Annotated in this window: 32 protein-coding genes; 2 read left to right on the plus strand and 30 right to left on the minus strand. The window is 57.9% G+C overall.

Annotated features, from left to right (window positions below; all coding sequences use genetic code 11):
• Positions 1-15 precede the first annotated feature (15 nt).
• The 5 genes from rpsM to VWZ81_RS12930 all read right to left on the minus strand — a co-directional run bounded on the left by rpsM (position 16) and on the right by VWZ81_RS12930 (position 4,191).
• On the minus strand, positions 16-384 hold the full coding sequence (rpsM, locus tag VWZ81_RS12910; RefSeq protein ID WP_340546603.1) for a 30S ribosomal protein S13: 369 nt from the start codon (positions 382-384) through the stop codon (positions 16-18).
• A gap of 339 nt (positions 385-723) precedes the next feature.
• Positions 724-1,371: an adenylate kinase gene (locus tag VWZ81_RS12915; RefSeq protein ID WP_416542820.1), complete on the minus strand. Its 648-nt coding sequence runs from the start codon at positions 1,369-1,371 to the stop codon at positions 724-726.
• The gene (gene secY, locus VWZ81_RS12920; RefSeq protein WP_340546601.1) at positions 1,368-2,732 is read right to left on the minus strand and encodes a preprotein translocase subunit SecY; all 1,365 of its coding nucleotides are present in this window, start codon (positions 2,730-2,732) and stop codon (positions 1,368-1,370) included. The genes VWZ81_RS12915 and secY overlap by 4 nt, the downstream gene beginning before the upstream one ends.
• A 110-nt stretch (positions 2,733-2,842) precedes the next feature.
• A complete protein-coding gene (gene rplO / locus VWZ81_RS12925) occupies positions 2,843-3,313 on the minus strand; it encodes a 50S ribosomal protein L15 (RefSeq protein WP_260089702.1) in 471 nt (156 codons plus the stop codon).
• A gap of 662 nt (positions 3,314-3,975) precedes the next feature.
• The gene (locus tag VWZ81_RS12930; protein ID WP_340546600.1) at positions 3,976-4,191 is read right to left on the minus strand and encodes a DUF1127 domain-containing protein; all 216 of its coding nucleotides are present in this window, start codon (positions 4,189-4,191) and stop codon (positions 3,976-3,978) included.
• A gap of 448 nt (positions 4,192-4,639) precedes the next feature.
• Between VWZ81_RS12930 and VWZ81_RS12935 the strand changes: the two genes are divergently transcribed.
• Complete coding sequence (locus VWZ81_RS12935) at positions 4,640-4,858, plus strand: hypothetical protein (RefSeq protein WP_061049066.1); 219 nt, start codon at positions 4,640-4,642, stop codon at positions 4,856-4,858.
• 207 nt (positions 4,859-5,065) lie between these two features.
• Here the strand turns inward: VWZ81_RS12935 and rpmD are convergent, their stop codons facing one another.
• The 13 genes from rpmD to VWZ81_RS13000 all read right to left on the minus strand — a co-directional run bounded on the left by rpmD (position 5,066) and on the right by VWZ81_RS13000 (position 10,911).
• Entirely contained in the window at positions 5,066-5,254 is a 189-nt protein-coding gene (rpmD, locus tag VWZ81_RS12940; RefSeq protein WP_008559881.1) for a 50S ribosomal protein L30, read from the minus strand.
• A gap of 12 nt (positions 5,255-5,266) precedes the next feature.
• Positions 5,267-5,833 carry a 30S ribosomal protein S5 gene (rpsE, locus tag VWZ81_RS12945; protein WP_340546599.1) on the minus strand — a complete coding sequence of 189 codons (567 nt, stop codon included), beginning with the start codon at positions 5,831-5,833 and terminating at the stop codon, positions 5,267-5,269.
• Between the two features lie 171 nt (positions 5,834-6,004).
• On the minus strand, positions 6,005-6,364 hold the full coding sequence (gene rplR / locus VWZ81_RS12950; RefSeq protein ID WP_340546598.1) for a 50S ribosomal protein L18: 360 nt from the start codon (positions 6,362-6,364) through the stop codon (positions 6,005-6,007).
• An 11-nt stretch (positions 6,365-6,375) separates the two neighbouring features.
• Positions 6,376-6,909 carry a 50S ribosomal protein L6 gene (gene rplF / locus VWZ81_RS12955; RefSeq protein ID WP_340546597.1) on the minus strand — a complete coding sequence of 178 codons (534 nt, stop codon included), beginning with the start codon at positions 6,907-6,909 and terminating at the stop codon, positions 6,376-6,378.
• A gap of 12 nt (positions 6,910-6,921) precedes the next feature.
• Positions 6,922-7,314, minus strand: a complete 393-nt coding sequence (rpsH, locus tag VWZ81_RS12960) for a 30S ribosomal protein S8 (RefSeq protein WP_014875996.1) — start codon at positions 7,312-7,314, stop codon at positions 6,922-6,924.
• Between the two features lie 13 nt (positions 7,315-7,327).
• On the minus strand, positions 7,328-7,633 hold the full coding sequence (rpsN, locus tag VWZ81_RS12965; protein ID WP_008561382.1) for a 30S ribosomal protein S14: 306 nt from the start codon (positions 7,631-7,633) through the stop codon (positions 7,328-7,330).
• A gap of 18 nt (positions 7,634-7,651) precedes the next feature.
• Positions 7,652-8,215, minus strand: coding sequence for a 50S ribosomal protein L5 (gene rplE / locus VWZ81_RS12970; RefSeq protein WP_340546596.1), 564 nt, complete (start codon positions 8,213-8,215; stop codon positions 7,652-7,654).
• Positions 8,208-8,519 carry a 50S ribosomal protein L24 gene (rplX, locus tag VWZ81_RS12975; RefSeq protein ID WP_014875998.1) on the minus strand — a complete coding sequence of 104 codons (312 nt, stop codon included), beginning with the start codon at positions 8,517-8,519 and terminating at the stop codon, positions 8,208-8,210. The genes rplE and rplX overlap by 8 nt, the downstream gene beginning before the upstream one ends.
• Before the next feature lie 2 nt (positions 8,520-8,521).
• Positions 8,522-8,890, minus strand: a complete 369-nt coding sequence (gene rplN / locus VWZ81_RS12980) for a 50S ribosomal protein L14 (protein ID WP_005621870.1) — start codon at positions 8,888-8,890, stop codon at positions 8,522-8,524.
• Positions 8,891-8,990: 100 nt separating this feature from the next.
• Positions 8,991-9,221 carry a 30S ribosomal protein S17 gene (gene rpsQ / locus VWZ81_RS12985; protein WP_005621877.1) on the minus strand — a complete coding sequence of 77 codons (231 nt, stop codon included), beginning with the start codon at positions 9,219-9,221 and terminating at the stop codon, positions 8,991-8,993.
• Between the two features lie 12 nt (positions 9,222-9,233).
• Positions 9,234-9,434: a 50S ribosomal protein L29 gene (gene rpmC, locus VWZ81_RS12990; RefSeq protein ID WP_014876000.1), complete on the minus strand. Its 201-nt coding sequence runs from the start codon at positions 9,432-9,434 to the stop codon at positions 9,234-9,236.
• A gap of 209 nt (positions 9,435-9,643) precedes the next feature.
• A complete protein-coding gene (locus VWZ81_RS12995; RefSeq protein ID WP_416535605.1) occupies positions 9,644-10,003 on the minus strand; it encodes a type II toxin-antitoxin system death-on-curing family toxin in 360 nt (119 codons plus the stop codon).
• Positions 10,004-10,290: 287 nt separating this feature from the next.
• Positions 10,291-10,911 (minus strand): TIGR02466 family protein, encoded by a 621-nt coding sequence (locus VWZ81_RS13000; protein ID WP_416535606.1) that lies wholly within the window; start codon positions 10,909-10,911, stop codon positions 10,291-10,293.
• A gap of 124 nt (positions 10,912-11,035) precedes the next feature.
• On the opposite strand from VWZ81_RS13000, the gene VWZ81_RS13005 reads away from it, so the two are divergent.
• Entirely contained in the window at positions 11,036-11,503 is a 468-nt protein-coding gene (locus VWZ81_RS13005; protein WP_416542821.1) for a DM13 domain-containing protein, read from the plus strand.
• 121 nt (positions 11,504-11,624) lie between these two features.
• Here the strand turns inward: VWZ81_RS13005 and rplP are convergent, their stop codons facing one another.
• The 12 genes from rplP to VWZ81_RS13065 all read right to left on the minus strand — a co-directional run.
• Positions 11,625-12,038, minus strand: coding sequence for a 50S ribosomal protein L16 (gene rplP, locus VWZ81_RS13010; protein ID WP_008559969.1), 414 nt, complete (start codon positions 12,036-12,038; stop codon positions 11,625-11,627).
• A 12-nt stretch (positions 12,039-12,050) separates the two neighbouring features.
• Positions 12,051-12,758 carry a 30S ribosomal protein S3 gene (rpsC, locus tag VWZ81_RS13015; protein WP_024095828.1) on the minus strand — a complete coding sequence of 236 codons (708 nt, stop codon included), beginning with the start codon at positions 12,756-12,758 and terminating at the stop codon, positions 12,051-12,053.
• Positions 12,758-13,138: a 50S ribosomal protein L22 gene (rplV, locus tag VWZ81_RS13020; protein ID WP_340546592.1), complete on the minus strand. Its 381-nt coding sequence runs from the start codon at positions 13,136-13,138 to the stop codon at positions 12,758-12,760. Before rplV ends, rpsC begins: the two co-directional genes overlap by 1 nt.
• A 3-nt stretch (positions 13,139-13,141) precedes the next feature.
• Positions 13,142-13,420 carry a 30S ribosomal protein S19 gene (gene rpsS / locus VWZ81_RS13025; protein ID WP_005980699.1) on the minus strand — a complete coding sequence of 93 codons (279 nt, stop codon included), beginning with the start codon at positions 13,418-13,420 and terminating at the stop codon, positions 13,142-13,144.
• A gap of 3 nt (positions 13,421-13,423) precedes the next feature.
• Entirely contained in the window at positions 13,424-14,266 is an 843-nt protein-coding gene (gene rplB / locus VWZ81_RS13030) for a 50S ribosomal protein L2 (RefSeq protein WP_008561157.1), read from the minus strand.
• A gap of 245 nt (positions 14,267-14,511) precedes the next feature.
• Positions 14,512-15,714, minus strand: a complete 1,203-nt coding sequence (locus VWZ81_RS13035) for a hypothetical protein (protein ID WP_416542822.1) — start codon at positions 15,712-15,714, stop codon at positions 14,512-14,514.
• Between the two features lie 403 nt (positions 15,715-16,117).
• Complete coding sequence (locus VWZ81_RS13040) at positions 16,118-16,414, minus strand: 50S ribosomal protein L23 (RefSeq protein ID WP_102849743.1); 297 nt, start codon at positions 16,412-16,414, stop codon at positions 16,118-16,120.
• Entirely contained in the window at positions 16,411-17,028 is a 618-nt protein-coding gene (gene rplD, locus VWZ81_RS13045) for a 50S ribosomal protein L4 (protein ID WP_340546591.1), read from the minus strand. Before rplD ends, VWZ81_RS13040 begins: the two co-directional genes overlap by 4 nt.
• Positions 17,025-17,738 (minus strand): 50S ribosomal protein L3, encoded by a 714-nt coding sequence (gene rplC, locus VWZ81_RS13050; RefSeq protein ID WP_102870588.1) that lies wholly within the window; start codon positions 17,736-17,738, stop codon positions 17,025-17,027. The genes rplD and rplC overlap by 4 nt, the downstream gene beginning before the upstream one ends.
• Before the next feature lie 17 nt (positions 17,739-17,755).
• Positions 17,756-18,070 (minus strand): 30S ribosomal protein S10, encoded by a 315-nt coding sequence (gene rpsJ / locus VWZ81_RS13055; RefSeq protein ID WP_008563081.1) that lies wholly within the window; start codon positions 18,068-18,070, stop codon positions 17,756-17,758.
• A 255-nt stretch (positions 18,071-18,325) separates the two neighbouring features.
• Positions 18,326-19,519 carry a hypothetical protein gene (locus VWZ81_RS13060; RefSeq protein WP_416542823.1) on the minus strand — a complete coding sequence of 398 codons (1,194 nt, stop codon included), beginning with the start codon at positions 19,517-19,519 and terminating at the stop codon, positions 18,326-18,328.
• A 280-nt stretch (positions 19,520-19,799) separates the two neighbouring features.
• Positions 19,800-19,889, minus strand: a 90-nt coding sequence (locus VWZ81_RS13065) for a hypothetical protein (protein ID WP_416542768.1), incomplete at its 5' end; no start/stop codon positions are given.

Below are 19,889 nucleotides of genomic sequence, written 5' to 3' on the forward strand. Positions count from 1 at the left end.
TGATCAAACCCTCCCTTATTTCTTCTTACCAGCAATGGCCTTTGCGGGGCCTTTGCGAGTACGAGCGTTGGTGTGGGTACGCTGACCGCGAACGGGCAGGTTACGACGATGGCGCAGACCGCGGTAGCAGCCCAAGTCCATCAGACGCTTGATGTTCATCTGAACTTCACGGCGCAGGTCGCCTTCGACGGTGTAGTTGGCGTCGATGTGCTCACGCACGGCCAGAACTTCAGCGTCGGACAGCTCGTTCACACGACGGGTTGCGTCGATGCCTACGGCTTCGCAGATGGCTTGAGCAGAGGTCGTGCCAATGCCGGTGATATAGGTAAGGGCGATAGGTACCCGCTTTGCAGTCGGGATGTTTACGCCGGCAATACGTGCCACGTGTCACTTTCCTTTTCGTTGCGGTTCCGTAGCGCCGGAACCTTTTTTCACAACGCTTGACCTTGGCAGTGTCGCCCGTGGGTCCAGCATTTCGAGGTGGTCAGGGCAGGCAAAAATTGCGCGCACCTGTGATGATTCCCAGAAGGGATGGGCTTCCGTATGTGGAAATCGTGCTATGGTCAACCCATCGACAAGACTGGGGCCGAAGTTTCCCGCAAGGTCAACCGTCAACGGCAGCATTTGTGACGTTTTATCTGCATATTGCCCTCCCCCGCAACAAAAACGCCCCGGCCAGAATGGCGCGGGGCGATGATCTATCAGTGCTGGAGAGGCTGCGGCTCAGTCGCCCATGATCCAGCCGAGATTCTTGCGAACCTCTTCGATGGAGGCCAGACCGTCGAGACGCTGAAGGTTGCCCCTGGCGTAGTAGTAGCCGATCAGCGGCGAGGTCTTCTTGTAGTATTCCATCAGCCGGGTGCGCAGGCTTTCCTCGTTGTCGTCGGGTCGACGTTTCTGCGAGGTACCGCCGCAGTTGGCGCATTTGCCATCGGCAGGCCAGGGCTTGGTCTCGTCGTGATAGACTTCACCGCAATCGCCACAGGTCGAACGACCGGTGATGCGGGCAACCAGCGCGGCGTCATCCACCTGCATCTCGATCACCGCGTCCAGCTTCTGGCCGGTTTCGCTCAGCAGTTCGGCCAGCGCATCCGCCTGCGCCAGCGTCCGCGGGAAACCGTCGAAGATAAAGCCGCCCTCGGCTCCTTCTTCGATCTTTTCGCGAATGAGCCCAATCACGATACGGTCAGTCACCAGCTCGCCGCGGGCAATCACAGCGGCAACCCGCTTGCCCATTTCGCTGCCCGACGCCTGCGCATCGCGCAGCATGTCGCCGGTGCTGAGCTGAACCATATTGCGCGATTCAACCAGGTAGCGTGCTTGTGTTCCCTTGCCCGCGCCGGGCGGGCCCAGAAGGATAATATTGCTCATCGGCGTGCAGGTCCCCGTCGTGTCCGTTTCTTATTGCGGCCGCGCAGCTGGCTCTTTTCAATGAGACCTTCGTATTGGTGCGCAAGCAGGTGGCTTTGTGCCTGTTGAATGGTGTCCATCACAACAGAAACCACAATCAACACGGAGGTGCCGCCAAAGTAAACCGGGATTGCAAGCTGACCACGCAGGATTTCCGGCAGCAGACAGACAGCCGCGAGATAGGCCGAACCCAGAACCAGCACGCGATTGACCACATATTCGAGGTATTCGGCGGTTTTCTTGCCGGGACGGATACCGGGAACAAAGCCGTTCTGATTCTTCAGGTTGGTCGCGACCTCATCGGGTTTGAAGGACACGTTGAAGGTGTAGAAATAGGCGAAGAACACGATCATACCGACAAAGAACAGCAGGTAGAGCGGCTGACCGGGGCCGAAGTTGGCCAGCAGCCAGGACATGATCGGGCCGGAGGTGCTGCCTGCGGAGAAGGTCGAGATGGTCACCGGCAGCAGCAGCAGCGAGGACGCAAAGATCGCCGGGATCACGCCTGCGGGGTTCACCTTGACCGGCAGGTGGCTGGAGCCACCGTCATAGACCTTCATGCCGACCTGACGGCGCGGGTACTGGATATGGATCTTGCGCAGGGCGCGCTCCATGAACACCACGAACATGATGATGGCGATCATCATCACGATCACCGCGATGATCACCGCCGGGCTGATCGCACCGGAGCGGCCGGAGGCCAGGAACTGGGCAATCGCGGCGGGCACTTCGGCGATGATGCCAACGAAGATGATCAGGGAGATACCATTGCCGATGCCGCGCTGGGTGATCTGCTCGCCCAGCCACATCAGGAACATGGTGCCACCCACCAGGGTGATCATGCAGGCGAGGCGGAAATAGAGCCCCGGATCGGTCGCCAGATCCCCCGATTCGAGCGAGACCGCCAGACCATAGGCCTGCGCTGTCGCCAGAAGCACGGTGCCGTAGCGAGTGTATTGGTTGATTTTCTTGCGGCCCTGCTCGCCCTCTTTCTTGAGCTGTTCGAGCGCCGGGACCATCGAGGTCAGCAGCTGCACAATGATCGACGCCGAAATATAGGGCATGATGCCAAGTGCAAAGATGCCCATACGGCCAAGCGCGCCGCCGGTGAACATGGACACCATGCCCCCGATGCCCTGCCCTGCCGAGGTCATGAACTGGCGCAGTGCATCCGCATCAATCCCCGGAACGGGAATATAGGTGCCCAGGCGATAGACAATCAAAAGCCCGAGCGTAAACAGGATACGGTTGCGCAGATCCGTGGCTTTGCCAAGAGCGGCCCAGCTGGTGTTCGCCGCCATTTGTTCTGCTGCTGATACCATAAAAAAGGTCTCTTCTTGCGAAAACGCCGCCCAGGGCCGTTTTCCGGCTCGGGCGGCGTTAATGGAAAACTGAAGTCTATGTAAGCGGCATCGGCGCCGCTCACAAGCTGTTACTCAGCTGCGGCAGTGTTTGCCACGGTCAGGGCGCCACCGGCCTTTGCGACTGCGTCTACGGCGGCCTTGGAGGCGCCGGTCACAGCGATGGTTGCCTTGGCGGTGAAGTCACCCTTTGCCAGAACGCGGATACCGTCCAGCTTGCGACGTACCAGACCCGACGAGATCAGGGTGTCTTCGGTGATGGAACCAGCTTCCAGCTTGCCTTCGTCGATGAATTTCTGGATCAGGCCCAGGTTCACAACAGCGTAGGACTTGCGGTTCGGCTTGTTGAAGCCGCGCTTGGGCAGACGCTGGTAGAGGGGCATCTGGCCGCCTTCGTAGCCATTGATCGAAACACCCGAACGGGATTTCTGACCTTTGATACCACGGCCACCCATTTTACCTTTGCCGGAACCCGGACCACGTGCAACGCGGGTGCGTTTCTTGGCGGCGCCTGGATTGTCGCGCAGTTCATTGAGTTTCATATCGCTTCTCCTTTGCCGGAACTGCCCCCGAAGCGGATTAGGGCAAACACGGCGTTTCTTGGTTTTCTGATTCTGTCGTCCAGAGGACCACCGGGGGCGTATAGACCCGATACCGCGCCGGATCAAGGGTTCAGTCCATATGCGGCGGACACCAGGTTCCAAAGCGGATCAGGGCAGCTGCCAAGCACCAAGGACCGCCAGGGCGTCGGCCCTGTCGGTGGCTGCTATTGCAGGTCTGTTGCGGTGTCCGTTGCGTCTGTGGCCGACCGATAAAGGGTGGCGGCGCCGCCGGGGGGATGTGGGACGGGATCTCTCCCGTGCGAAATAATATTATCAAGCTCCCCGGTTGCCACACCGGGGCCCTGGTCATGGGTGCCGGGGGTGTCAGGCCCGGCGGGGATCGCGATCCTGTGCAGAATGCCACGGGCGCGTAAACGGATCATGGAGCGGGCGCGCGCCGGGGTGGCAACGGCCAGCGACTGGCTGGCAACGGGCTGGCCATCGGCATCGTCGCGGCAGAAACCAAAAACGCCCCCGCAGGGCGGAGGCGTGTCCAGTCCGACCCCTGAGGGAGGAGAAAGAGACGGTCTGGAGCTTGGGTCGATCCGGGGGGAGCCGTCGTTGCGGTCCCCGCCGGATGACAATCTGTTGCGGCTCTCGCCTTACTGGCCGTAGGCCTGCGCGTGGGCGATTTGCGGAATGTCGCAGCGGCGCACGCCGATGTCCGCCAGGTCGCGGTTGGACAGGCCGTCCAGCTCGGCGAAGGTGCGTTTGTACTCGGCGCGACGGGCCCAGCTGTCCTTGACCTCTTCTGCGAAGCCACGCAGGCGCGCTGCGAGGTTAAAGCCGGTGTCGGTGGTGTTGATGACATGTGCCATAATGTTGGTCCTTTATCTGACCGGACGAATTTCCGGGTGGTCTCAGTTATGTCTGTTTCAGTGACACCCGAGAGATAGGTGGAAATGTTTGCGCAAACAACTGACAGGTCGGACTGCCCGCTATGCACGCCAAGCATAGGAGATGACTGAGATATTAATCTCCGGCGTCCGGTCTGGGCCGGATGGCGCGCAGCCTTTGCGGCCGTGGGAATCGTGGAGGTTCGGCGCAAGGCCGATCTGGAGGGGGCGCGGCACGCCGGATGCTGGCGCGATTGCGCCCCACCACCGCAGATACCGGTATTTCCGCGCTCCAACGGCGTTTTCCGTCACCCTAGGGATGCCTGGGCTAGCCTCCGGAGCCGCGAACTATCCTTTCGTGTGATTGATGCAATTTGAGGCAAATGGCACATTGAGGACAAGGAAATCATCAGCATCAAGGAACACGATCATGGCACTCTTCAGCACTCTCATCGGCGCAAGCGCAACCGTCACCGCAATCGCAACCGGTTTTATCGGCCTCTCCACCACCGTTGTGGCGCTGCTGGTTCTCTACCCTCTGACTGCCGAGCTGGCGACCCGCCTGCTGCAGGCCATCATCGACCGCCGGGACGCGGCTGAAACCGCCCCTGATCTGCCCTACTACGACGCCCGCACCTACTTCGGCTGATCTACCGACCACCGCTGGCCGCCCCTAGTCTGTGCCATCGCGGATCCGGTGATCATCGCTGATGTTGAAAACCGACAGTCCAGATGGCCGGGGGCCTCTCTCCCGGCGGATCAGATAGATACCCCCTCCTCCCAAATTGATCTCTGCAACAAAAAAGCGCCCCGAAACCGGGGCGCTTTCTTTTGTTTGGCTCATACGAGAGAGCGCTTAGTCGCGCTCTTCGATGATCTCAACCAGATGCGGGATCTTGTTGACCATACCACGTACGGAAGGGGTATCTTCCAGTTCGCGGGTCTTGTGCATCTTGTTCAGGCCCAGGCCAACGAGGGTTGCGCGCTGGTCTGCGGGGCGGCGGATCGGGGAACCGATCTGCTTAACGACGATGGTTTTTGCCATGTGTCCGTCTCCTTACGCTTCTGCTTCAGCAGCAGGGGCTTCATCCCGCTTGGGCAGGATGTCGGCGACTTTTTTGCCACGACGCTGAGCAACCGAACGGGGCGACTGCTCTTTTTTCAGACCGTCGATGGTGGCGCGGATCATGTTGTAGGGGTTCTGCGAACCGATCGACTTCGAAACAACGTCTTTGACGCCGAGCATTTCGAAGACGGCACGCATCGGACCACCTGCGATGATACCGGTACCTTCCGGTGCGGTGCGCATGACAACTTTGCCTGCGCCGTGACGGCCGTGCATGTCGTGATGCAGGGTGCGGCCTTCTTTCAGCTGCACGCGGATCATCTGACGCTTGGCCTGCTCGGTGGCTTTACGAATGGCCTCGGGGACCTCTTTCGCTTTACCTTTACCAAAGCCGACGCGGCCTTTCTGATCGCCAACAACCACCAGAGCGGCGAAGCCGAAGCGCTTACCACCTTTTACGGTTTTCGACACCCGGTTGATCGCGACCAGACGGTCGGCGAATTCCGGGGTTTCTTCTTCGCGGCGGCCACGGCCACGGCGATTTTCACGTTCTGCCATGAGGCAATCCTTTTCATTCTGACGACAAGCGCCTGACTTGAACTCAATCCAGGTGGGTTAGGACCGGATCGGCCCGCCCCCGGATCATCGGGATGGCGCGAACGCCACCCACTTTGACTTTGGGTGTGTGCCCCGGACCCGACGACTGCCGGAACCGAGGCGCACAGATCCTTAGATCTTCAGGCCGCCTTCACGCGCAGCGTCGGCCAGAGCCTTCACCTTGCCGTGAAACAGGAAGCCGCCACGATCGAAATAGGCCTCGGTGACGCCAGCCGCCTTGGCGCGCTCGGCGATAACCGAACCCACTTTGGTAGCTGCTTCGACGTTGTTCTTGCCAACGTGACCCAGGTCTTTTTCCAGGGTCGATGCCGAAGCGAGGGTCACACCGCGTACGTCGTCGATCAGCTGAACAGAGATGTTCTTGTTCGAACGGTGTACGGACAGGCGCGGACGGCCTGCGTTGACCTTGCGAAGCTTGTTCCGGACGCGCAGCCGGCGCTTCAGAAACAGGGTACGTTTGCTGTTTGCCATTTTGCTGGTCCTTACTTCTTCTTGCCTTCCTTGCGGAAGATAAACTCGCCTTTGTAGCGAATGCCTTTGCCCTTGTAGGGCTCGGGACGACGCCAGTCGCGGATTTTGGCCGCAACTTCGCCAACGAGTTGTTGATCATTACCTTCGACAACGATTTCGGTCTGCTTCGGTGCGGTGATGGTGACACCTTCCGGGGCAGTGAAATCAACGTCGTGGCTGTAGCCCAGGTTCAGCTTCAGGGTGTTGCCCTGCATCTGAGCCCGGTAACCCACACCCTGGATCTCCAGCTCTTTTTTGAAGCCGGTGGTCACGCCTGCAACCAGGTTCGCGACCATGGTGCGGGACATGCCCCACTGCTGGCGCGCGCGCTTGGATTTGCCGCGGGGATCCACTTTGATGACATTGTCATCAACAGTCAGGGTGACGTCGTCGGTCGCGGTGAAGCTGCGGGCGCCTTTCGGGCCTTTGACTTCGATGGTCTGGCCGGACACAGAAGCAGTTACGCCGCTGGGAAGTTCGACCGGTTTTTTACCAATACGGGACATCGTGGGGCCTCCTTAGAAGACGGTGCAGAGCACTTCGCCGCCAACGTTGGCTGCGCGTGCGCTTGCGTCCGACATCACACCCTTGGGGGTGGAGACAATCGACACACCCAGGCCCTGACGGACCGACGGGATGTCATTGACGCCCATGTAAACGCGACGACCGGGTTTGGAGACCCGCTTCAGTTCACGAATGACAGGTTCGCCATCGAAGTATTTCAGGCTGATTTCCAGAGCCGGGTGGCCCTTTGCATCAGTCGCAGACTCATAACCGCGGATGTAACCCTCTTGCTTCAGCACATCCAGAACCCATGCACGCAGCTTGGAAGCCGGTGTCATGACAGTGGATTTGCCGCGCATTTGCGAGTTACGGATACGGGTGAGCATATCGCCGATAGGATCGTTCATATCAGTCTCTCCCTTACCAGCTCGATTTCACCATGCCGGGGATCTGGCCATTCGAGCCCAGTTCCCGCAGTGCGATACGGCTGATCTTCAGCTTACGGTAGTAAGCGTGAGGACGGCCGGTCAGCTGGCAGCGGTTGTGCAGACGGGTTGCCGACGAGTTACGCGGCAGTTTCGCCAGGTCGAGGCGCGCCTTGAAGCGCTCTTCCATCGGGCGAGATTCGTCGTTTGCGATTTCTTTCAGCTCGGCACGCTTTGCGGCGTATTTTGCCACCAGGCGTTCGCGCTTCTTCTCGCGTTCGATCATGCTTTTCTTAGCCATGTCTCTTCCTTCCCGCGCTTAGCTATTGAAGGGCATGTTGAAAGCTTTCAACAGCGCCTTTGCTTCCGCGTCGGTATTCGCGGTGGTGGCAATCACGATGTCCATACCCCAAGCTTCGTCGATCTTGTCGAAGTCGATCTCAGGGAAGACCATGTGCTCTTTCAGACCCATGGCATAGTTGCCACGGCCGTCAAAAGACGTGCCCGACACGCCGCGGAAGTCGCGGATACGGGGCATCGCGATGGTGGTCAGACGGTCGAGGAATTCGTACATCCGGTCGCCGCGCAGAGTCACCTTTGCGCCCATCGGCATGCCTTCGCGAACGCGGAAGCCGGCGATGGAGTTCTTTGCCACTGTGGTCAGTGCCTTCTGGCCCGCGATTGCGGTCAGATCAGCCTGAGCAGACTTGGCTTTCTTGCTGTCTTTGACGGCAGCACGGCCGCAGCCGATGTTCAGAACGATTTTGTCCAGCTTGGGGATCATCATGTCGTTCTTGTAGCCGAACTCTTCTTTCAGGGCGCCACGGATGGTTTCCTTGTAGAGAGCCTTCAGACGCGGGGTATAGGTTGCGTTATCAAGCATCAATCACGTCCCCCGTGGTTTTGGCGAAGCGCACTTTCTTGTCACCTTCCATACGGAAGCCAACGCGGGTTGCTTTGCCGTTTGCGTCCAGCAGGGCCAGGTTCGACAGCTGGATGGGCAGTGCCTTGGGCAGACGGCCACCCTGGTCAGACTGGGTCTGACGTGTGTGGCGGATTGCCATGTTCACACCGTCAACGATGGCTTTGCCGGCTTTGGGGTCAACGGAGGCGATGGTGCCTTCTTTGCCCTTGTCCTTGCCGGCCAGCACGACGACCTTGTCGCCTTTGCGGAGTTTCGCAGCCATGATTACAGCACCTCCGGAGCGAGCGAGATGATCTTCATGAAGTTTTTCGCGCGCAGCTCACGAACAACCGGGCCAAAGATACGGGTACCTACGGGCTCGTTGTTGTTGTTCAGGATGACAGCTGCATTGCGGTCAAAACGGATTGCGGTACCGTCTTCACGACGGACCTCTTTGGCGGTGCGTACGACGACGGCCTTGCGGACGTCCCCTTTTTTCACGCGGCCGCGCGGGATGGCTTCCTTGACCGAGACGACAATGATGTCGCCAACGGATGCGTACTTACGCTTGGAACCACCCAGAACCTTGATGCACTGAACTCGGCGAGCGCCGGAGTTGTCAGCAACATCCAGGTTTGTTTGCATCTGGATCATGTGGTTTCTCCCGACCTTTGGGGCGCCGATGCGTGGCGTAATCCCCCAGGGTTTCGACTAACTGTTAAGTCTAGTCGCCAGGAGTCTCGAGATGAGACTCTTAGGCTTCCAGAACTTCCCAGCGTTTCGTTTTCGATTTCGGCGCGCACTCGATGATGCGTACGGAATCGCCGACCTTGAAAGCGTTCTTTTCATCGTGAGCCCGGTACTTCTTGGACTTACGGATGGTTTTCTTCAGAACCGGATGCGTAAAGCGGCGCTCAACGGAAACGGTGACGGTCTGTGCGTTAGCGTCGGAGGTCACAACGCCTTGCAGGATACGTTTGGGCATTCGAGAAGCTCCTTATTCAGCTGCAGCAGCAGCTTTTTCGTTCAGGATGGTTTTGACGCGTGCAGCATTGCGGCGGGCCGCCTTGATGCCTGCGGTCGATTCCAGCTGACCGGTTGCCTGCTGAAAACGCAGGTTGAAGCTCTCTTTTTTCAGGGATGCGAGGGTATCGCGGAGTTCATCCACGGTTTTCTCGCGCAGATCATTGGCGTTCATCGCCTTTGTTCCTTGTCCTAAGCACCAGAAGGCCCCGAGATGGGTCACCTTTGAACCTGGTGGGTTATGTCACACCGCACCGAAAGACGCGGCAAAAAGAATCACCAGCCCCAGATCCACGCGGGACAGGGGTCAGGCGATGGGTCCCTATAGAGGAGATAGAGGGTGGGGGCAAGGGAAAGGTTGGAGGGCTTTAGCCGCCATCGCTCCTACGCAGGCTGCAAGTGGTCTTTGAACCACTTACAGAGGTCACCAAATGAAAGCGAGCCGTCTGCGATACCGACAACCAAATCATCTACCCGCGCGTCGTCCGGTATGGCCAGGAAATACCCGCTCCGCTCAATCAAAATTTCAGTCACAAGCCACGCCGTTCGCTTGTTGCCATCGATAAAGCCGTGATTTCCGACCAAGCTTTCGAGCAGCGCGGCCGCTTTGCGGTAAATTGGACGATGGTATCCAGAGTATGGCCGCCCTATGGCAGATTCGATCAGATCAAGGCTACTTATTCCCGATCGACCACCATATGTCAGCGCCTCGTCGTGCGCAGTGATAGCATCCGCCAGCGTCACGACATAATGACGCCTACCGATTGACCAGCCTCTTCATCGCGTCCTTACGTTTCGATGAAGCCTCCTTGACCACAGCCAACGTTTTCTCCGTCGCCTTACTGGTACCCTTAGCCGTGCGAACCTCGACGAAGCGCCCTGTATTCGCGCTTCGAGCAATCTTCCCACCTTTTACAGTTTCAGAGTTAGTAGATTTCGCCATATCCAAACACTCTCACAAAACCGCGCCTCACCGCAAGTTCGAGAACCATCATAGCTCTGCTAGCAGAGACCGAAATCTCTGCGGAGCCTCACTCCCAGCGGTAATTAAAGCTCACCGAAACGCGCTCGTCTTCGGCCATGTTCATCGGCACCTCGTGGCGGATGAAGCTTTCCCACAGCAGCACATCCCCGACGGCGGGCGACTGGTAGACAAATGTCTTCAGCTCCTGACGGCAGTCCTTCATGCGCGGGGGATGCGCCATCATCATGGCGTGGCGCGGGTCCTCCAGCTTCAGCGCGCTCGCGCCTTCGGGCATCGACACATAGGTCGTGCCGGAGATCACCGAATGAGGGTGGATGTGACTGGCGTGGGTGCCGCCCTCGGGCAGGATGTTGATCCAGAGATCCTCCAGAACCAACGCACGCCCGTCCAGATCCAGCTCCAGATCCTTGGCAAAGGCCGCGACATGAAGATCGAGCGACTTCACCAGATCGGCAAAAATCGGGAAGCGCCACGGCAGATCGGTCAGCGAGGCATAGGAGGTATAGCCGGGATAGCCGTTCTCCTCGCACCAATCCTGACCGGCTTCATCATCCTGAGCGATCACGAAGCAGGAGTTTTCAAGTTCACCGGCATCAACCTTTGGTCCGTGTTCGGACAGGGCTGCGCGGTAGAGACGGGTTACAAAGAGGGAATCTATCTGTGCCATATCTGTCCTTTAGCGCAACATCAGGGTGAGTACGAGATGCTTTGCCGGACAAGATAGGTCTGCCCCCTTCCCTTTTCACCGCGCCCGCCCATAAGCTGGCCTCACCCAGGATGAGGAGCGGAACATGCGCTGGATATTGAGACTGCTGAGCCATGGGATCGCGCTGGCGTTCGGATTTGCGTTGGGTATCTATATGTTGCCAATCCTGACCGCGCCGCAAAGCCCGGATGCCGCAACCCTGAGCGAAAGCGCCAAAGGAGCACGCTTTACCGGCAGTTTCAGCCGCGATCTGGTCGGCAGCGATTTCCTGCATTGGGGCACCGGCAGCATCAGCCTGTCGCCGCAGCAGATCACCCATATGGGCGAGCTGGCACCGGGACCGGACTACAAACTCTACCTGACGCCAGAGTTTGTTGAGGATGAGGCCGGGTTCGAGGCGATCAAGGCCGCGTCGGCGCGGATTGGCGATGTGAAGATGTTCGACGGGCTGATCCTGCCCATCCCCGAAGGGATCAACATCGAGGATTACACCACCGTGGTGATCTGGTGTGAGGCCTTCGGAGAGTTCATCACCGCCGCAAAATATCGCTAGCCTGACCGCCCGCCGCCGGGGCGGACAAATCATTCTACGCCGAAGGCACATAAGAAAACCCCCACCGATTGCTCGGCGGGGGCTTTTTGTTTTCTCATCGGATGCGCAAGAGCGCCGCCGCTTACCAGTCTTCGCGAACCACGACGCGGGTCTTGACCGGCAGCTTCATCGCGGCCAGGCGCAGGGCCTCGCGTGCGATGTCGTCATTGACGCCGTCGATCTCGAACATCACGCGACCGGGCTTCACTTTGCAAGCCCAGTAATCCACGGAGCCCTTACCTTTACCCATACGAACTTCGACGGGCTTGGAGGTTACCGGGGTATCCGGGAAGATGCGGATCCAGACACGACCCTGACGCTTCATGTGGCGGGTCATGGCACGACGGGCAGCCTCGATCTGACGCGCGGTAACACGCTCAGGAGTGGTTGCCTTCAGGCCATAGGTGCCGAAGTTCAGGTCCGAACCGCCTTTTGCTTCGCCGGAAATCCGGCCTTTGTGCATTTTGCGGAATTTAGTACGCTTTGGTTGAAGCATGTCATCTCCTCCTTAGCGACGACCGCCTGCACCGCGAGGTGCCGGACCGTCCTGGAGTTCCTGTGCTTTACGGTCACGCGCCTGAGGATCGTGTTCCATGATCTCGCCTTTGAAGATCCAGACTTTGATCCCGATGATCCCGTAAGGGGTCATGGCTTCGGAGTGAGCGTAATCGATGTCGGCGCGCAGCGTGTGCAGCGGCACACGACCTTCACGGTACCATTCGGTCCGTGCGATTTCAGCACCACCCAGACGACCTGCAACGTTCACCCGGATACCCAGGGCGCCCATACGCATGGCGTTCTGCACGGCACGCTTCATCGCGCGACGGAAGGACACACGACGTTCCAGCTGCTGAGCGATGGACTCGCCAACCAGCTGTGCGTCGAGCTCGGGCTTGCGGACTTCAACGATGTTGAGGTGCAGTTCCGAGTCTGTCATCGAGGCGAGCTTCTTGCGCAGCACTTCGATGTCAGCACCTTTTTTACCGATGATCACGCCCGGACGTGCGGTGTGAATGGTCACACGGCACTTCTTGTGGGGGCGTTCGATGATCACGCGGGCGATGCCTGCCTGCTTGCACTCTTCCTTGATGAAATCACGGATGCGCAGGTCTTCCAGCAGCAGATCACCATAGTCTTTGGTGTCGGCGTACCAACGGCTGTCCCAGGTGCGGTTGACCTGAAGGCGCATGCCGACCGGATTGACTTTATGTCCCATTAGGCTTGCTCCTCAACTTGACGCACCTTGATGGTGATCTCCGAAAACGGCTTGAGGATTTTGCCAAACCGGCCACGGGCACGAGGACGGCCGCGTTTCATGGTCAGGTTCTTACCCACATAAGCCTCGGCAACGATCAGTTCATCGACGTCCAGGTTATGGTTGTTCTCGGCGTTCGCGATGGCGGACTGAAGGCATTTCTTCACGTCCTGTGCGACCCGCTTGTTGGAGAAAGTCAGGTCGGTCAGAGCCTTCTCAACTTTCTTGCCACGGATCATAGCGGCGACGAGGTTCAGTTTCTGCGGGGAGGTACGGAGCATGCGCAGTTTTGCCATTGCTTCGTTGTCTGCCACGCGGCGGGGATTTTTTGCCTTGCCCATGACTTACTTCCGCTTCGCTTTTTTGTCCGCAGCATGACCGTAGTAGGTCCGTGTCGGCGAATATTCACCGAACTTCTGACCGATCATGTCTTCCGAGACGTTGACGGGGATGTGCTTCTGACCGTTGTAAACGCCAAACGTCAGGCCCACGAACTGGGGCAGGATCGTCGAGCGGCGCGACCAGATCTTGATGACTTCATTGCGGCCCGACTCGCGCGCTGCTTCGGCTTTTTTCAGCACGTAAGCATCGACAAAGGGGCCTTTCCATACAGAGCGAGACATATGTTAACGTCCCTTCTTCTTGGCGTGGCGCGAGCGGATGATAAGCTTTTGCGACGCTTTGTTTTTGTTGCGGGTACGCTTGCCTTTGGTCGGCTTACCCCAGGGTGTCACGGGGTGACGGCCACCGGAGGTACGACCTTCACCACCACCGTGCGGGTGGTCGATCGGGTTCATAACCACACCACGCACAGAAGGACGCTTGCCCTTGTGGCGCATACGGCCGGCTTTACCAAAGTTCTGGTTCGAGTTGTCGGGGTTGCTGACGGCACCAACGGTGGCCATGCATTCCTGACGAACCAGGCGCAGTTCGCCCGAGGACAGGCGGATCTGAGCGTAGCCACCATCACGACCAACGAACTGAGCGTAAGTACCGGCTGCACGGGCGATCTGGCCGCCTTTGCCGGGCTTCATTTCGATGTTGTGAACGATGGTACCGATCGGCATACCCGAGAACGGCATTGCGTTGCCCGGCTTGATGTCGGCCTTCGCGGATGCGATCACCTTGTCACCAACTGCCAGACGCTGCGGAGCGAGGATATAGGCCTGCTCGCCGTCTTCGTATTTGATCAGCGCGATGAATGCGGTCCGGTTCGGGTCATATTCGATCCGTTCAACGGTTGCCGCGACATCAAATTTGTTCCGTTTGAAGTCAACGATCCGGTAGAGACGCTTTGCGCCGCCGCCACGACGACGTGAAGTGATCCGTCCGGTGTTGTTCCGGCCGCCCGATTTGGTCAGACCCTCAGTGAGAGATTTGACCGGACGCCCTTTCCAAAGCTCCGAACGGTCGATCAGAACCAGCCCACGCTGGCCCGGCGTCGTCGGCTTATACGACTTGAGTGCCATGCTTTCTGTCTTCCGTTTAGCGTGCAGACCCTTAGGTTTTTGTCTTTGGGCCCGCTATGTGTAAGCCCCCCGCCCGGTTGTCCCACAATGAGACGCCCTACTAGGGTGGCCAGATTATAGGGCCCCGAAGGTCCCCAGGTTCGAACATCCTGACAAACGTAATAACCCCGGAGCGAATCCGGGGTCGTCAGGATTGGTGCGGCTTAGCAGAGGTGTTTCGGGGAGTCTAGTGTGGATCAAACTAATCAATCCCACTTACCCCAATCCACCTTCAGTTCATCATCGTATTGCACTGGCACTACCATCGTAGCTTCGTGGGACGGAAATAGGCGTCCCATGATCTTGCGGCTTTCATCGAATCCAAACGAAGTGTCCTCCATCATGAGGTTGAGGCCTTCCATATATTTCGGTTTAACGAGACTACGAACATAGGCCATGAACTCATGTGCGTGATGGTACCTCTCAAGAACACCGTCAATGTCAAAGACCTTTTCTTGGTTCTCAAAGAACGTCAAGATTGGATCCCCGCCTTCCCTATAGAGCGGAATGTAGTCGTCAAAGAAAACTTCCTCAATCTCGTCCACCGAGACATCTACATTCCCGTGAACACGTAGATTTCTACGATCCATTACCTTCTTGAAGTTTTCGTACTCGCTACGCGTAGCATCTACGCCACCGATAAAACCCACACACTTCAGGTGTAAATCGAAAACTCTGGTGTCAATTGGCTGGCGAACAAATGTCTCGTACTGACGTACATTCTGGCGCAGCTCCTCTCGACGCAGAGCAAAAATTAAAAGGTTGATGAAACTTTCGGCTAAGATTGGCGTCAGAAGTTCCAAAGAAATCGCAGCGCCGAAAAGCTTGCTAGATCTTGCTCCCATTCCGCGTATCTTGCGCTGGTATTGTTTGATGCCTTTGCTGGATGTTCGACGAGGAACAGAAAAATCAGGTGAAGCACTATTTTCGTTCAGCACTTCGTGATACCCGGCACATACTTCTGCGATCAAAGCATACCTGTTAGAGACTAGCTTCCATTTCTGCAGCCTATGACCGATCGCACTCATCTTCTTGCCTTGGTTGCCGAAATCCCTCTTGAGTGCATTAACAAACTTGACCCAGTCCAAGGGGCTCATTTTACGCCCGCTAATCCCTACCTGAACATCGCGACTTCCTCCCTGGATCCAAATACGATGCTCGCCAGCCAACAAGAGGAAATCCCAGTGAACTAGATTGTCGCTATCATTGCTCCTTTTGGAAAGCGTCATAAACCCATTAGGCTCTCCAAATCTCGCCACTAAGTACTTGTAAACTGTCAAGGGAGACAGTTTGCTCCGAAAGGCCAGTAGCGCTCCAAATTTTGAGCTTTCCGATTTGCTCTTGCGGTCTAAAAAGCCCACCAAGTCGCTCGGCGTGGCAGCCTTCCAATTTTCTGTTTCAAAAATCATCTTCGCCTCAAAATAACTACTCGACGCGTACTGCGCCGAAACTTCACAGTAGCTCACAAAGCCAAACAGATACTATACTTCCCTCCGCCAGCGCCGTCCCGCGGGGTGGCGCTCTCAACACCCGCGTTCGGCAGTTTATCCCGCCAAATCCGTAGAAGCTCACCGACAGGCACACCACCAGTCAAAGCGCCGCCCCATGGGGGCGGGTCATGCCGGAGGCATGCCTTCGGCATGACGCTGGCGCGGTGGCCCGCCCCTCCCCGGCACAGCACGGACTTGACTTCGGCGAAACGGGAGGGCGCATCACGCCCAACCTGGGTCAGGCCCAGACCTTCGTAGTATTCCCCAACGAAAAAGGCCCCCGCTTCCGCGAGGGCCTCTCAATCTTGTAAAAAGGCAGATCTCAGAGTCCGGTGGACACGTCGATGGTGTTGCCTTCTTCCAGGGTGACGTAGGCTTTTTTCACGTCTTTACGCTTGCCCAGCTGGCCGCGGAAACGCTTGACCTTACCCTTGGTGATGGTGGTGTTGACCGCTTTGACCTTCACACCAAAGAGCGCCTCAACGGCTTCTTTGATCTGGGGTTTGTTGGAGTCGATCGCCACTTCGAAGACCACCGCACCGGTTTCGGATGCCATGGTTGCTTTTTCGGTGATGATCGGCTTGCGGATCACGTCGTAGTGTTCTGCCTTCGCGCTCATTTCAGGCGAGCCTCCAGTGCTTCGACACCTGCTTTGGTGAGCACCAGGGTGTCACGCTTCAGGATGTCATAGACGTTTGCGCCCATTGTCGGCAGGATATCCAGACCTTCGATGTTGCGCGCGGCGCGGGCGAAGCCCTCGTTCACGGATGCACCATCGATGACCAGCGCGCGCTTCCAGCCCAGGTCCTTGACCTGTTTGGCCAGAGCGGCGGTCTTGCCTTCGGAATCGGCGTTTTCGATAACGACCAGTTCACCCGCTTTTGCCTTGGCGGACAGCGCGTGGCGCAGACCCAGCTTGCGGAATTTCTTGGTCAGCTCGTGGCCGTGCGAACGCGGGGTCGGACCCTTGTAGACACCACCCTTGCGGAAGATCGGCGCGTTACGGTCACCGTGGCGTGCGCCGCCGGTGCCCTTCTGGCGATAGATCTTCTTGGTCGAGTAGGAGGTCTCGGACCGCGTCTTGACCTTGTGGGTACCGGCCTGCGCGTTGTTACGCTGCCAGCGCACCACACGGTGCAGGATGTCGGTGCGCGGCTCCAGGCCGAACAGCTCTGCATCCAGCTCGATGTCGCCGGCTTTGCCGCCGTCCAGTTTGATCACATCAAGTTTCATGCTTCACCACCTTCCGCGGAGACTTCTTCCGCTGCAGCCGACTTCAGAGCTGCCGGGAAAGGCAGACCTTCGGGGGCTTTCTTTTTCACGGCGTCTTTGACGGTGACCCAGCCACCTTTGGAGCCGGGAACGGCGCCTTTGATCATGATCAGGCCACGATCGGCGTCGGTCTTGACGACTTCAAGGTTCTGAGTGGTCACGCGGGCAGCACCCATGTGGCCGGCCATTTTCTTGCCTTTGAAAACCTTGCCGGGATCCTGACACTGACCGGTCGAACCGTGGGAACGGTGGGAGATCGACACACCGTGCGAGGCGCGCAGACCACCGAAGTTCCAGCGCTTCATCGCACCGGCAAAACCTTTACCGATGGAGGTGCCGGTCACGTCTACCTTCTGACCTTCCAGGAAGTGCTCGGCGGAGATTTCCGCGCCCACTTCGATCAGGGCGTCCGCAGGCACGCGGAACTCAACCAGCTTGCGCTTGGGCTCAACCTTCGCTGCTGCGAAGTGGCCGCGCATGGCTTTGGAGACGCGCTTGACCTTGGCCGAACCTGCGCCGAGCTGAACGGCGGTGTAGCCGTCCTTTTCCTCGGTGCGCTGTGCGGTCACTTGCAGGCCGTCCAGCTGAAGAACGGTCACAGGAACCTGCTTGCCGTCTTCGAGGAACAGCCGGGTCATGCCGACTTTCTTTGCGATAATACCAGAGCGCATATGTTTACCCTCCGATCTTAGGATTGCAGCTTGATTTCGACGTCCACACCAGCGGCGAGGTCGAGCTTCATCAGCGCGTCCACGGTCTGGGGGGTCGGATCAACGATGTCCAGGAGCCGCTTGTGGGTGCGGATCTCGAACTGGTCACGAGATTTCTTGTCAACGTGCGGGCCACGCAGAACGGTGAATTTCTCAATCTTGTTCGGCAGGGGGATCGGGCCGCGCACCTGCGCGCCGGTCCGCTTGGCAGTGTTCACGATTTCCTGCGTGCTGGCGTCCAGTACGCGGAAGTCGAATGCCTTCAGCCGGATACGGATATTTTGGCTTTGCATAGTCATGCCTTTTTTTCAGGCGTTGGGGTTGAGAGGAGGGCAAGCGACCACCGCGCACCCTCATCGAACCCAAAAGGCGGGAATCACCCCGCCTTTGCCCCGCAGTGCGGGATGGCGCCGTATACGCCTGATAGCCGTGTGTGGCAAGGGGTTCCGCACCGATACGTTTGCGTTTGGGGCGGGCGACGGGTTTGGGGTTTGATTATCATCTTGTCCAGATAGTTAGGGCAGTCAGGCCAACCGCCCTGACTTGCGCTATCGGAAATTCCTTGCTTGGGCTTCCAGCCGACTGAAAGGGTCCTGCTTTGCTAAGCGGGAGATTCTGGGTTTGAGAAGGCCAACCTCCTCCAACGCCTCCCGTACAGATGACGCAGCCTTCGCGCCAATTGACCAGTAGATGTAGACCATAAACGCGATAGGCAGAACCATCCCTCCAAAGGCGGGTTTCACTACGCAAAACGGAAGAATAAAAACCATCCCCAAGAGGATCATCTGGGATTTTCTGGACGCCTGGGTAAATCGCTGCATAAACCCTGCTTTTGCCAATCCATGGGCCTCCCCTTCTTCCTCGGACTGCAGTTCAGGACTGGACCGCTCAGGTAACGTTTTCTGCACTCTTGCTGCAGTCTGGCGCAGCGTTTTCGGCTGAGACACTCCAGGGTCCGGCCTGCCAAACCGGGCACCTTTCTCGCCAGCACTGGCGATGGTAGAACTGGCGAAGATTGCCCGTTCGACACTGGCAGCGTCCCGTTCGCTCTGCCGCTGCTTGCTACGGCGAGCCAATCCGAATTTGATCGCTGCCAGTACAAGCAGAATGCCGGAAAGCTTCCACAACTTCCCGCGCAACCTTTGAGGATCGCCCGCATAGGTCAATCCCTTTTCCCGGCCTTCCCAAAACGGCTCGACGACTATGAAGTCCGGGCCCTTCATCAGCCCCTGTTCTTTGAAGGCATCGTTAACCAGGTCCGAAAAAGATCCTGCATTGGTGCTCACACCATTGAACGCAAAGTACGAATGCCCAGTCTCGTCCAGCTTACCAGGGACCTGAAACTCGGAGATTCGGCTGATGAAATCAGCTTTCTCACGCTCCGACATCAAAATAATGGCACGGACCTGTTTAGTGCTCGAAGTGTCAGCGGCGCCTTGCAGCACATACATATACCCTTCTGTGCGGACGCTACCTTTCTTGGTCTTGCGAAGATGATAATTGAAATTCGTATTGATCCACCCACCAATGTGAACCTCGTCCGCCAGACCGACATCGCTCTGCCTGTCAAAAGCAGACAAATCCACCCGGCCCGGAATCGGCTGGGCCAACGCAGCTGTGGCATCGGCCTGTTCTTTCAACTCGTTCTGATAAACTTGCTCACTCAAATACAAGAAACCTGCGGCAGCAGCTGCGTATACCCACCAAGGGGCGATCAGAAACAAATAAATTAAACGTCCCATTCAAAGACTCCCTAAAAGCTTTCCCCTTTCTTGGCGGAGGAAAACGCTTGGAATGTGAAACTATTATGGCGTGATTTTGACACCCTCTTAGCCACCTATGCGGGCGCAATTCAAGGCGCAGCATCAGGGCTACCGACTCCCGAAGAGCCTCGCGCCACATAGAAAAAGGCCGCCCCGGTTGGAGCGGCCTTTCTTTTGTTTCACCTGAGTGGCGCTCGGCGATTTTCCTGCGGAAAACCACCACTCACCACAGGCCAGAGTTTCCGGTGGAAACTCGACCTTAGTCGGTGATTTTCGACACAACGCCGGCGCCGACGGTGCGGCCGCCTTCGCGGATCGCAAAGCGCAGGCCCTGCTCCATCGCGATCGG

Source organism: Phaeobacter sp. JH20_34, assembly GCF_048056095.1.
GTDB lineage: Bacteria > Pseudomonadota > Alphaproteobacteria > Rhodobacterales > Rhodobacteraceae > Phaeobacter > Phaeobacter bryozoorum.

Excerpts from the sequence above, each read along its gene's own strand:
- VWZ81_RS12915 (WP_416542820.1), bottom strand. The coding sequence starts at position 1,371 with ATGAGCAATATTATCCTTCTGGGCCCGCCCGGCGCGGGCAAGGGAACA.
- secY (WP_340546601.1), bottom strand. The coding sequence starts at position 2,732 with ATGGTATCAGCAGCAGAACAAATGGCGGCGAACACCAGCTGGGCCGCT.
- rplO (WP_260089702.1), bottom strand. The coding sequence starts at position 3,313 with ATGAAACTCAATGAACTGCGCGACAATCCAGGCGCCGCCAAGAAACGC.
- VWZ81_RS12930 (WP_340546600.1), bottom strand. The coding sequence starts at position 4,191 with ATGGCACATGTCATCAACACCACCGACACCGGCTTTAACCTCGCAGCG.
- VWZ81_RS12935 (WP_061049066.1), top strand. The coding sequence starts at position 4,640 with ATGGCACTCTTCAGCACTCTCATCGGCGCAAGCGCAACCGTCACCGCA.
- rpmD (WP_008559881.1), bottom strand. The coding sequence starts at position 5,254 with ATGGCAAAAACCATCGTCGTTAAGCAGATCGGTTCCCCGATCCGCCGC.
- rpsE (WP_340546599.1), bottom strand. The coding sequence starts at position 5,833 with ATGGCAGAACGTGAAAATCGCCGTGGCCGTGGCCGCCGCGAAGAAGAA.
- rplR (WP_340546598.1), bottom strand. The coding sequence starts at position 6,364 with ATGGCAAACAGCAAACGTACCCTGTTTCTGAAGCGCCGGCTGCGCGTC.
- rplF (WP_340546597.1), bottom strand. The coding sequence starts at position 6,909 with ATGTCCCGTATTGGTAAAAAACCGGTCGAACTTCCCAGCGGCGTAACT.
- rpsH (WP_014875996.1), bottom strand. The coding sequence starts at position 7,314 with ATGAACGATCCTATCGGCGATATGCTCACCCGTATCCGTAACTCGCAA.
- rpsN (WP_008561382.1), bottom strand. The coding sequence starts at position 7,633 with ATGGCTAAGAAAAGCATGATCGAACGCGAGAAGAAGCGCGAACGCCTG.
- rplE (WP_340546596.1), bottom strand. The coding sequence starts at position 8,215 with ATGCTTGATAACGCAACCTATACCCCGCGTCTGAAGGCTCTCTACAAG.
- rplX (WP_014875998.1), bottom strand. The coding sequence starts at position 8,519 with ATGGCTGCGAAACTCCGCAAAGGCGACAAGGTCGTCGTGCTGGCCGGC.
- rplN (WP_005621870.1), bottom strand. The coding sequence starts at position 8,890 with ATGATCCAGATGCAAACAAACCTGGATGTTGCTGACAACTCCGGCGCT.
- rpsQ (WP_005621877.1), bottom strand. The coding sequence starts at position 9,221 with ATGCCCAAACGTATCCTGCAAGGCGTTGTGACCTCCGACGCTAACGCA.
- rpmC (WP_014876000.1), bottom strand. The coding sequence starts at position 9,434 with ATGAACGCCAATGATCTGCGCGAGAAAACCGTGGATGAACTCCGCGAT.
- VWZ81_RS13000 (WP_416535606.1), bottom strand. The coding sequence starts at position 10,911 with ATGGCACAGATAGATTCCCTCTTTGTAACCCGTCTCTACCGCGCAGCC.
- VWZ81_RS13005 (WP_416542821.1), top strand. The coding sequence starts at position 11,036 with ATGCGCTGGATATTGAGACTGCTGAGCCATGGGATCGCGCTGGCGTTC.
- rplP (WP_008559969.1), bottom strand. The coding sequence starts at position 12,038 with ATGCTTCAACCAAAGCGTACTAAATTCCGCAAAATGCACAAAGGCCGG.
- rpsC (WP_024095828.1), bottom strand. The coding sequence starts at position 12,758 with ATGGGACATAAAGTCAATCCGGTCGGCATGCGCCTTCAGGTCAACCGC.
- rplV (WP_340546592.1), bottom strand. The coding sequence starts at position 13,138 with ATGGGCAAGGCAAAAAATCCCCGCCGCGTGGCAGACAACGAAGCAATG.
- rpsS (WP_005980699.1), bottom strand. The coding sequence starts at position 13,420 with ATGTCTCGCTCTGTATGGAAAGGCCCCTTTGTCGATGCTTACGTGCTG.
- rplB (WP_008561157.1), bottom strand. The coding sequence starts at position 14,266 with ATGGCACTCAAGTCGTATAAGCCGACGACGCCGGGCCAGCGTGGGCTG.
- VWZ81_RS13035 (WP_416542822.1), bottom strand. The coding sequence starts at position 15,714 with ATGATTTTTGAAACAGAAAATTGGAAGGCTGCCACGCCGAGCGACTTG.
- VWZ81_RS13040 (WP_102849743.1), bottom strand. The coding sequence starts at position 16,414 with ATGAGCGCGAAGGCAGAACACTACGACGTGATCCGCAAGCCGATCATC.
- rplD (WP_340546591.1), bottom strand. The coding sequence starts at position 17,028 with ATGAAACTTGATGTGATCAAACTGGACGGCGGCAAAGCCGGCGACATC.
- rplC (WP_102870588.1), bottom strand. The coding sequence starts at position 17,738 with ATGCGCTCTGGTATTATCGCAAAGAAAGTCGGCATGACCCGGCTGTTC.
- rpsJ (WP_008563081.1), bottom strand. The coding sequence starts at position 18,070 with ATGCAAAGCCAAAATATCCGTATCCGGCTGAAGGCATTCGACTTCCGC.
- VWZ81_RS13060 (WP_416542823.1), bottom strand. The coding sequence starts at position 19,519 with ATGGGACGTTTAATTTATTTGTTTCTGATCGCCCCTTGGTGGGTATAC.